Below are 8,559 nucleotides of genomic sequence, written 5' to 3' on the forward strand. Positions count from 1 at the left end.
ATCTGCAGCAGGTGTTCAAGGCCTATGCCTGGACGCGGGCGATGGGCGCCGAGGGGCTGGCCGAAGCCAGCGATCTCTCGGTGCTGCTCAACAACTATATGGAAAAGCGGCTGCTCACCCTGCGCGGCGTCACACGTTCCCACCCCGATCAGACCAGCCCGCGCCTTGAAATGACCCGCTACAGCCTGGGCACATTGTTCGAGGACACCGGCATCAGCGCCGTCGACGTGCAGAACCGCATGGCGGATTTCGGCATCGACGCCTTCTGGCTCAGCCACGAACCGTGGATCGTTCCGCAACCCTTCACGCCCGAAGCCGGCGAGATGTGGTCCCGCGAAGACATTGATTACTGGATCGATGTCCTGGCCCACGTGATCGACGAAGCCTATCGCGAACCCGAAACCGTGCGATCAGCCCCCCACAATCAGGTTGTTGCCAAGCTGTCTGACCGGGACATCAACGACCCGGCCAACTGGGCCACAACCTGGGCGGCGTGGCAGCGCAAGCAGGGCTAGCGGCCCAGCTCGGCCGCCACTTCGTCGGCGGCATCGCGGAAAGCCATGACCGCCTTGTCGATCTCGGCGCGAGAGATGACGAACGGCGGCGAGAAGGCAACGGCGTCGGATGACGGCAGGGCACGGCCGATGACGCCGCGGGCCAGCGCGCCCTTGACGATGCGCGGCGCCACCTTCAGTGCCGGATCGAAGGCCACCGGGCCGCTGTCTTCAACGCGATCGACGAACTCCACCGCAGCGATCAGCGCCTGGCCGCGCACTTCGCCCACCAGACTGTGGCCCACGAACGCCTCGCGCAGCCGCGCCTGCAGATAGGTCCCCATCTCCGCCGCGCGGGCCACCAGCCCTTCGGATTCGATGATGTCGAGGTTGGCCAGCGCGGCGGCGGCACCAACCGGGTGGCTGGAATAGGTATAGCCATGGCCGAAGGCGCCATATTGCTCGCCGCCGGCCACCAGCACATCCCACACGCGCTGCGAAACGATGCACGCCGACAAGGGGAAATAGGCCGAAGTCAGCCCCTTGGCGACGGTCATCATGTCGGGCGCGATGCCGAACACGGTTGAACCGAACATCTGGCCCAGGCGGCCAAACCCGCAGATCACTTCATCGGCAATCAGCAAGATATCGTGCTGGCGCAAGATGGCCTGCACGGCCTCGTAATAGCCCGCCGGCGGCGCGATCACGCCGCCCGCGCCCATCAACGGCTCCATGATCATGGCGGCGATCGTGTCGGCGCCTTCCGCTGCGATCAGTGCTTCCAGATCGGCCACCAGCTTGGCGGTGAATTCGGCATCGGTCAGGCCATGGCCTTCCCACAGCCGGCGCGGCGCCATGGCGTGGCGGATCATCGGCAGCGGCAGATCGAACCCGGCATGCAGGCCGGGCAGGCCGGTCATGCCCGCCGTCATGATGGTCACACCATGATAGCCGCGCTGGCGGGCGATGATCTTCTTCTTCTGCGGCCGGCCCAGGATGTTGTTGTAATACCAGGCCAGCTTCACCTGCGTGTCGTTGGCGTCGGACCCGCTGTTACCATAGAACACACGCGCCATGCCGGGGGGCGCCATCTCGATCAGGCGCTGGGACAGGATGGCCGGCGTGTCGCTCGTCATGCCGGAAAAGGCGTGGCAATAACTCAGGCGGGTTGATTGTGCGGCCATCGCCTCGCCAATCTCCGTGCGGCCATAGCCGACATTCACGCACCACAGGCCGGCCATCGCATCAACATATTCGCGGCCGGTCGTGTCGGTCAGACGGGCGCCGGCCCCATGGGTGAGCACGAACGCAGCGCCATCACGCTGGTGATCCGCCAGCGAGGTGAAGGGATGGAAGACATAACGGCGATCCAGGTCGTGCACGTCTTCGGGGGTGTTGCGGATACTCATGTCGACTCCGTCATTGCTTGCGCCGGTGATGCGCCAATCTGTTGCCTATCTCCAAAACCATGGCAAGTTTGTTCGCAGGGCGACCGCATGTACGCTTGGAAACTGGCAGCGTCCGTGCCATCACACGCACTGTCTGCATCGCCGCCGTGGAGTCCGCACGCGGTGCTGGCAGCGAAATTTCTGTGGATTGGCGGCGTTTCATCGCTAGGGTGCGCCGCATGCAAAAGCATGAAGACGGAACAGTAATGGCCGCAGCCGACACCAACGACATCAGCGACCGTGACTATGTGAACTCGCTGGCGCGCGGTCTCGAGGTGATCTGCGCCTTCACCCGCACGCGTCCGCGCATGACCTTGAGCGAGATCGCCCGCGCCACCGGCATGACGCGCGCCACCGTGCGGCGTTTCCTGCTGACGCTGGTGCGCGAAGGTTATGCCGAAAAGGACGACAAGGTGTTCAGCCTCAAGCCCAAGGTGCTTGAACTGGGCTATTCGGCGCTGTCGTCAATGGGCATCCTGGAAGTCGCGCAGCCGATCATGAACGATCTGTCCAAGACTCTGCAGGAATCGGTGTTCTGCGCGGTGTTGACCGGCGACGATGTCACCTACATCGCCCGCACCACATCGGATCGGCTGGTCAATGTCAGCATTTCCGTGGGCGGCAGAGCCCCGGCGCATGCGGTGTCAACCGGCCGGGTGCTGCTGGCCGCCGAGCCAGTGGACTCGATGCACCGCTATCTTGATCGGGTGACACTGCAACCCATCACGCCCTACACCGTCACCTCGAAGGTCAAGCTGCGCGCCGAGATCGAGAATGTGCGGCTCACCGGTTATTCGATGGTCGATCAGGAACTGGAAATCGGCCTGGGCTCGATTTCGGTGCCGATCCGCAGTGCCGATGGCCGGGTGCTGGCGGCGTTGAACGTGTGCTGCCCTTCATCCCGCACCGATCTGGACGGCATGCGCACCAAGATCCTGCCGGAACTGCTGCAGGCTTCGCAGGCCATCACCCGCGGGCTCTGATCACACTAGCAGCGACAGCGAGTTGCCCAGATTGTGCAGCAGGATCGGCAGCAGCAGGCTTCCGGTGCGCAGGCGCAGCCATACCCCCAGCAGCGCCGGAACCGCGGTGAGCACCATCGTTGCCGGATCGGCGGAGAAACCCTCGGTGCCATAGCTGAAGCCGTGGGCGAGACCGAACAGCAGGCACGACAGCAGCGCGCCCCAGCCCCACTCCACACCCAGAAACCGCTGCCGCCCGGCAAAGGCGCGATCGAGCGCAAACAGCAGCAGGCCGCGATAGAAGATTTCTTCCTCCAGCCCCGGAAGGCTGAGCTGGAAGGCCAGGGTTTCGGCATCGCCCGGCTCACCGGGGAACGCCAGCGCAATGGCAGCGAAGAAGCCGCCATAGAGCAGCACCACGGGCAACGCCGCTTGGCTGCTGCCGGGCGCCTGGGCCAGCGTGAGGCCGCAGCGCTGCCAACCGAACGGGGCCAGTGCGGCAATGGCCAGCGTGGCGGCCAGCGCCAGCGCCTTGCCCTGCCAATTCCAATCGCCGCCGATCAGATCGGGCAGCAGGCCATAGACATTGGTGAGCAGCGCATCGTTCAATGCCACCAGCGCGGCGGCGGCCAGCAGCCAACGTGCCGAGAAATAGCGGCGATCTGCCAAGCCGATGAGGACACCCAGTGCCAGCAGGATGGCAAGGATAGCGGCAAGGCTGATCAGGCCATTCATGCGCTGAGCGCCGTTGCCATGGCGGTGATGATGGCAGCTTCGTCGAGCGCATAGGCCGCGAACAGATCGACGAGATCGCCGGTCTGGCCAAAGCGGTCCACCCCCAGCGGCACGACGCGGTGGCCGTGAACGCCGCCCAACCACGACAGGCTGGCCGGGGCAGCATCGCACAGGGTGACCAGCCGACCACCCGGCCGCAGCGGCGCAAGCAGAGCTTCGACATGGCTGTTCCCGGCCCGCCAGCCGCGATGCAGAAGATCAGGGCTGGTGACGGCGAGCAGGCCAAGGCCGGGGATGTCGTCGATGAGCGCCTCCCAGGCGGCAAGGGCTTCGGGCATCAGCGCGCCCATGGCGACAATGGCGGCTTCTGCGCCCAGCGAAGGCTTGCGCAGCCAATAACCGCCGGCAATCGCCCCGGCCTGCCAATCATCATCGGCGCGCGGCACCTGCGCGATGCTGCGGGTGGAAAGCCGGAAATAAACGCTTTCCCCGTCGGGATCCTGCACATGGCCGAAGGCGTGATGCAGCAGCAGCGCCAGTTCGTCGGCATAGGCCGGCTCGTAATGGGTCAGGCCGGGCTGGCCCATGGCGATCAGTGGCGGGTTTATCGATTGGTGGGCGCCGCCTTCCGGCCCCAGCGTGACGCCCGATGGTGTCGCGACCAGGATGAAGCGGGCATCCTGATAACAGCCATAATTCAGCGCATCGAGGCCGCGGGCGATGAACGGATCGTAGACGGTGCCAATCGGGATCAACCGCGTGCCGAACAGCGGCGCGGTGAGGCCCGCGGCGGCGAGCACCAGAAACAGATTATGTTCGGCGATGCCAAGTTCCACATGTTGCCCACTGCCCTGCCCTTGCCATTTCTGCGGCGAGGGGATTTTCGCGGCGCGGAACACATCGGGCATCTGCTGGCGCCGAAACAGGCCGCGCGCGTTCACCCACGGGCCAAGCCCGGTCGAAACCGTGACATCGGGTGATGTGGTGACGATGCGATCCGCCAGCGGCCCGCCGGCCTTGGCCAGATCGAAGAGGATACGGCCGAAGGCGGATTGGGTGGCCTGCTCCTCGCCCGCGGGCGCCGGGATGGCGGGCACCGACACCGCATCAAACGACCGGTCGCGCAGCAGGGCGGCGGCGGGGCTGTTGGCGACGAAGGCCTTCAGCGCGGCGGCCTGGTTGTCGCCAAGGCCAGCCCATTTCTCCCACTCCTGCCCCGCCGCAATGCCCAGTTGATCACGCAGCCCCTCGATCTGGGTGGGCGTCATCAGGCCGGCGTGATTGTCCTTGTGGCCGGCAAACGGCAAGCCCCTGCCCTTCACCGTATAGGCAATGATCAGGCAGGGGCGATCATCGCTGGCCGCCTGCGCATAGGCATCGAGCAGGGACGCAATGCAGTGGCCGCCCAGATCGGTCATCAACAGCGCCAGCGCGTCATCGTCATGGCTGTTCAGGATCGGCGCCACTGCCGCGCCCAGATCGGCGGTCAGCCGCGCCCGCCACGCGGCGCCGCCCTGATAGGTGAGCGCGGCATAATCGGCGTTGGGGCAATCATCGAACCATTGATCCAGTGCTGCCCCCCCGGCCCGGCCACGGCGGCGGCGAGCCGGCGGCCGTGCTTCAGCGTGATAACCCGCCAGCCGCAGGTTTCAAAGATATCGTCAAACCGGCGGAACATGCGATCGGCGGTGGTGTGATCAAGGCTCTGGCGGTTGTAATCGACGATCCACCACAGGTTGCGGATATCGTGCTTGTACGCCTCGATCAGGGCTTCATAGATATTGCCTTCGTCCAGCTCGGCATCGCCCATCAACGCGATCATGCGGCCGGTTTCGGCGGGGGCCAGCCGGCCGTGGGCGACGAGATAATCCTGGAACAGCGAGGCGAAGGCGGTGATCGCAACGCCGAGGCCGACCGAGCCGGTGGAGAAATCGACCGGGATCACATCCTTGGTGCGGCTGGGGTAGGATTGCGCGCCGCCGAAGCCACGGAAATTCTGAAGTTTATCAAGGTTCTGATTGCCCATCAGGTAATGGATGGCGTGCAGCAGCGGCCCGGCGTGGGGCTTCACTGCCACCCGATCATTGGGGCCCAATGCTGCGAAATACAGGCTGGCCATGATGCTGGACATGCTGGCGCAGCTGGCCTGATGGCCGCCCACCTTCACGCCATCACGGCTGGGGCGCAGGTGATTGGCGTTGTGGATCGTCCAGGCGCTGAGCCAGCGCAGGCGGGTATCGAGCGATTCGAGGTGGGCAATGGTTTCAGGCGATTGCATGGGCCGCCCTTGCCGCGAAAGCCCCGGCCATGCAACGCTGGCGCATTGAAACGGGGAGATGACAGATGCTGCTCTGGTCCGCGCCTGATCCGGCGCCCAATCCGCGTCGGGTGCGGCTGTTCCTGAACGCCAAGGGGATCAGCCTTGAAGAGAAGATGGTCTCCCTGATGGCGCGCGAGCATAAATCGGATGAAGTGGTGGCGCTGAACCCGCGCGGACAGGTGCCGTTCCTGGAACTGGACGATGGCCGGGTGATCGCCGAGACCATCAGCATCTGCCGCTATCTGGATGAACTCCACCCGGAACCACCGCTGATCGGCACGACGCCGTTCGAACGAGCAGAGACGGACATGTGGATCAGGCGGGTGGAAACCGGCTTTGGCACACCTGTCAGCCTGTTCTGGCAACATGGCCATCCCTACACCGCCAAGCTGATCAACCAGATTCCGGCCATGGGCGAAGCGGCGAAGGTGCAGGCGGTGGCGATGCTGGGCTGGTTCGATGGCCAGTTGGCTGATCGGGACTGGCTGGCCGGGGAGCGCTTCACGCTGGCGGATATCGCGCTGCTGTCGATCGTGGGTTTTGCCGGCTGGATCGGGATTGCGTTTCCGGATGACGCGGCGGCGCTGCGCAGCTGGCATCAACGGGCGACGGAACGGGTGAGCTAGAATTTTCCCCGTCACCCCGGCGAAAGCCGGGGTGACGGAACTGCCGCTTAGAAAAACAATTTCCGCAATGACAGCGTCACCGTCCGCCCCAGCGGATCAAGCTGGTCGCGCTGGAAGCCGATGGGTTCGGCGCCGAGGCGGTTCTTCACGTTGATGCGGTCGTTGAACAGATTGTCGACGCGCAAGCTGATGCGGCTGCCGCGCAGCCACGGCATCTTCAGCAGCACATCCTGGCGCTGGCCAAGGTCGACGAACAGCCGCAGATTGGCGACAGCACGCGATGAGAAGAACAGATCGTCCGGCGATTGCGACGCGCCTGATGGGTCGACCAGCACCGATGTGCCCGATTGCCAGTTGACGCCGATGCTGCCGCCAATCCCGCGCCGGCCGCCGCCCAGCCGGGTTTCAATTTGGTGCCGCGGTGCCCCGCCCTGCGAGCCGACCGCCGAACCATTCAGCAGATCAAGCACCGGCACGCCGGGGCGGATGCCGATTTCGTTGCGGAAGGTCCAGGTGTGGAAAACGGTGAACTGCAACCGGCCATCGAGGAAGCCGCGCGGCGGGCCGCCGCCACCGCCGCCGCCGCGGAAGCCCCCGCCAAAGCCGCCACCGGGGGGTGGTGCAGCGCCGGCAGCAGGCGGCGACGTTCCGGCAGCGGGCGGACCACCGGCGGCAGCGGGCGGCGTCGCGCCGGCAGCAGCCGGCCCACCGGCGGCACCGGGCGGGCGCTGGCCCGGCGTGAAACCATAGGGATTGCGGGCGAAAGCGCGGATTTCGGGCGGCAGCGGCTGGCCGGTCCGGAACGCCTCGACCGCCTTGGCGCGGGTTTCGGCAATGCGTTTTTCGCTGGCCGCCCGCTCGGCCTTGCCGGGCTTGAGCGCCTGGGTGAGCGTGAAACCCCAGCGCAGCTCCTGCCGCTCAGAATAATCGAAATTCACCGGGCGGTTGTCGATCTGCAGCAGCCGGCCGCCGGCATCGCGCGTGAAGCGATCCGGGAAGGCCGCTTCCAGTTCCGCCGTCGCCGTGGGGAAAGACGCGATCGGATCGTCGATGCGCGAGTGGACATAGTTGGCGTTGAAAACAATATCCGTCTTTTCAAAGGGTTTCAGGTTGAAACCCAGTTTCCACACTTGGCGTGTGTCGTTCAAAAGGGCGCGATTTCCGCCGTCCAACCGGCTGATGTCCACCGTTTCACCGCGGATGAAGTCGAACACGCGCACATTGGGGGTGATGATGGTGGGATCACCCAACTGGCCCACGCTGGGCGCGCCCTGTTCGCGGGTGAAGCTGGCGATGAAGCTCCAGCCCGGCGAAGGCTCCCAATTGGCGCCGGCACCCCAAGTGATGAGCGTGCCGAAATCGGACAGCGTATCGGCGGCGATATTGCCGTTGAGCGTGAATTTCCCGAGGAAAGGCAACACGTTATCGCGAGACGAGGCGATCGGCAGATCGAAATTCGCCTGGAAATTGCCCTGCGTGCGCGACAGGTTCGCGGCGCTGACCAGGCCCGCGCGGGTGGCCGACGCATCGAGTGCCAGGTGCTGCACCTGCGCCTTCAGCGCCAGCGCCAGCGGCACCGCCGGCAACTGCAACGGGCTGCCGTTCAGCAACAGATCGGCGGAGAGATTGTCGGAGATGCTGCTGGCCGTATCGGTAAGAGTCGGCCCGCTGAAGGCACCGTAGGGTGAAAGCGCGCCGGTCGTGATCTGGCTCTGCGCCGCGCTCACATCGATGCCGCGTTCGATGCGGCTGCGATTTTCGGCGTGATTCCAGTTGCCTGTGAGGTTCCAGCGCCACTTGCCAATATTGCCATCCAGCACTGTGCCCAGCCGGCTGTTCCAGTTGTCGCCGAAACGGCCCAGCGGATCAGGGGCATAGCGATTGACCAGCACCGGGCCGCCGAACGGCGAGAAGGCACCGCCGGCGGGCAGGTTGAAGCTGGCCGCAGGCAGGCCCTGCATGGACTCGGTCAGC

5 protein-coding genes and 2 pseudogenes are annotated in these 8,559 nt (G+C 65.3%); 3 read left to right on the forward strand and 4 right to left on the reverse strand.

Going from position 1 to position 8,559, the window contains the following annotated elements:
- Nucleotides 1-515, forward strand: a pseudogene (locus RT662_RS11875) (glycine dehydrogenase subunit 2); the annotation flags it as partial.
- Here the strand turns inward: RT662_RS11875 and RT662_RS11880 are convergent.
- Complete coding sequence (locus tag RT662_RS11880) at nt 512-1,903, reverse strand: aminotransferase (RefSeq protein ID WP_313670919.1); 1,392 nt, start codon at nt 1,901-1,903, stop codon at nt 512-514. The pseudogene RT662_RS11875 and the gene RT662_RS11880 sit on opposite strands and share 4 nt — an antisense overlap.
- A 245-nt stretch (nt 1,904-2,148) precedes the next feature.
- Here RT662_RS11880 and RT662_RS11885 point away from each other — a divergent pair, with 245 nt between their 5' ends.
- Nucleotides 2,149-2,925, forward strand: coding sequence for an IclR family transcriptional regulator C-terminal domain-containing protein (locus tag RT662_RS11885; RefSeq protein ID WP_313670920.1), 777 nt, complete (start codon nt 2,149-2,151; stop codon nt 2,923-2,925).
- Here the strand turns inward: RT662_RS11885 and RT662_RS11890 are convergent, their stop codons facing one another.
- Together RT662_RS11890 and RT662_RS16260 are read right to left on the reverse strand one after the other, a co-directional pair.
- Nucleotides 2,926-3,639 (reverse strand): CPBP family intramembrane glutamic endopeptidase, BDIM_20840 family, encoded by a 714-nt coding sequence (locus RT662_RS11890; protein WP_313670922.1) that lies wholly within the window; start codon nt 3,637-3,639, stop codon nt 2,926-2,928. It abuts the gene before it with no gap.
- Nucleotides 3,636-5,917 (reverse strand): annotated as a pseudogene (locus RT662_RS16260) (transketolase). Before RT662_RS16260 ends, RT662_RS11890 begins: the two are co-directional and overlap by 4 nt.
- 65 nt (nt 5,918-5,982) lie before the next feature.
- On the opposite strand from RT662_RS16260, the gene RT662_RS11905 reads away from it, so the two are divergent.
- Nucleotides 5,983-6,585 (forward strand): glutathione S-transferase family protein, encoded by a 603-nt coding sequence (locus RT662_RS11905; protein WP_313670925.1) that lies wholly within the window; start codon nt 5,983-5,985, stop codon nt 6,583-6,585.
- A gap of 47 nt (nt 6,586-6,632) precedes the next feature.
- On the opposite strand, the gene RT662_RS11910 is transcribed toward RT662_RS11905, so the two are convergent.
- Nucleotides 6,633-8,559, reverse strand: a 1,927-nt coding sequence (locus RT662_RS11910; RefSeq protein ID WP_313670926.1) for a TonB-dependent receptor domain-containing protein, incomplete at its 5' end; no start/stop codon positions are given.

The sequence above is a fragment of the Sandarakinorhabdus sp. genome, from assembly GCF_032115815.1.
GTDB lineage: Bacteria > Pseudomonadota > Alphaproteobacteria > Sphingomonadales > Sphingomonadaceae > Sandarakinorhabdus.